1 protein-coding gene is annotated in these 1,565 nt (G+C 36.2%); it reads right to left on the minus strand.

The genetic code is table 11. The annotated features are described in order from the left end of the window. Nucleotides 1-720: ABC transporter substrate-binding protein (locus tag ACFILA_RS09455; protein ID WP_375661116.1), on the minus strand; the 720-nt coding region annotated here is incomplete at its 3' end. Nucleotides 721-1,565 lie beyond the last annotated feature (845 nt).

The following is a 1,565-nucleotide window of genomic DNA, read 5'->3' on the forward strand; positions in this document are numbered from 1 at the left end:
AGGCGCCTCCCCCCAATAATTGGAGCTTGCACGCAACAAAATCCCTTCTCCAGGACGCCAACTCTCTAGCTGATAAGGACCAACACAAGCAGAATGACTTGCCAAATACCGGTTTCCCATATCACCATTTTTTTCGTGTTTCATGAGTGTCTCACGATCAAGCAAAGCAAGAGTACGACTAGTGGCAAAATGGCTAAGAATAAGCTCTGCTGGATAAGGTTTATCAAATTTCATCACCACCGTTTTGTCATCCGGTGCTTGAAAAGCCTCATCAACGTTTTGTTCTGTAATCCCATATTCATTAAATGTCGCCGCAGTAGCCATCTTCAATTGAACAACCCGCTTCATGCTCCAAATCAGATCATTGGCATTCGCAGGACGACCATCGTTGAACTTCAAACCATCACGCAAATGAAAAGTAATCACAGTACTCTGATCATCACTTGAAACATCCCAACTCTTTGCTAACGAAGGAACCATTTTAGCAGCATCATCTGTAGCAGAAACGACTAAATTATCACAAACATTGACAAGAACTTCATTACCATAACGATCATTGATTTGTGCGGGATCAAATGTACTTATTGTATCAAGATTCCAAGCCATCACAAGCGTATCAGCAGGTGTTTTCGCTGAAACTTGTTGCACAAACATCCCCATTGCAAGAACAGCAGAAACAAAAGAACTGCCCTTTTTCAATATTTTTCTTTTCACGTTCATAGAATTTTCCTTTTAAGATTTAAGGTTATTGTATAACTTCCCCATCTGACAACATGCAAAAATGATAAGATCATGCTTAGAAAACACGCCTCCTAGAGGTAAAACATCAAAACTTCCAAGAGCAGCAACCACTTTTCAAAAGCTCACCCCCCCGAACACGTATAGGACAAATGAACATATGCAACGCAAAACGATCTGATTAAAATAAAGCTATCACGCACGATAGCACGCGACATCACGGCACTTACAATTCAGAGCATATCAGGCCAAAATTCTTCTTTGCTTTATCAAAAAGATTTCTTCTTCAAGTTTCTTCTTGCTATTTTCTAAAAAGTATCATCAAAGCGCTACTCTAATTGCTTCAAAAACCTCAAGACAATTTAATATTTTGATGATTCTGAATAAATTTTTTAGTAACCACTTTCACCCTTTTTCAGAAGAAAATTCGAACTTTATTATAACTCCGTATCAAATAACAGCTTCGAACCTATAGATTATCATATTTTAAGTCATAAGGAGTGTACTGAGGTATAAGAAGAGTAGCGTGATGTTTCCCCACGTATCTGCATAAAATAGTTTTTTCACTAAAACATTTTAAAGTCCCCCATTTTTTCAGAAACACTAAATTTTGCTTTATTCGTTACACCTGTCTTTTGTAACAAACAAATTTATTACTTTTTTATACACATAAATTGAAATATAAAATATTAATATCTATACACGTAGAATTTATCGAGATAAATAACCTTTCTTCCCAATAGAATGTTTTGAAATAAAATTCTCTACACAACATAGAAATCCATTCCCGATAAAATTCAACGTATTGCAAAGTGTTAAAGAGCTTT

Origin of the sequence: Bartonella sp. CL71SXKL (assembly GCF_042194935.1) — a bacterium.
Taxonomy (GTDB): Bacteria; Pseudomonadota; Alphaproteobacteria; order Rhizobiales; family Rhizobiaceae; genus Bartonella.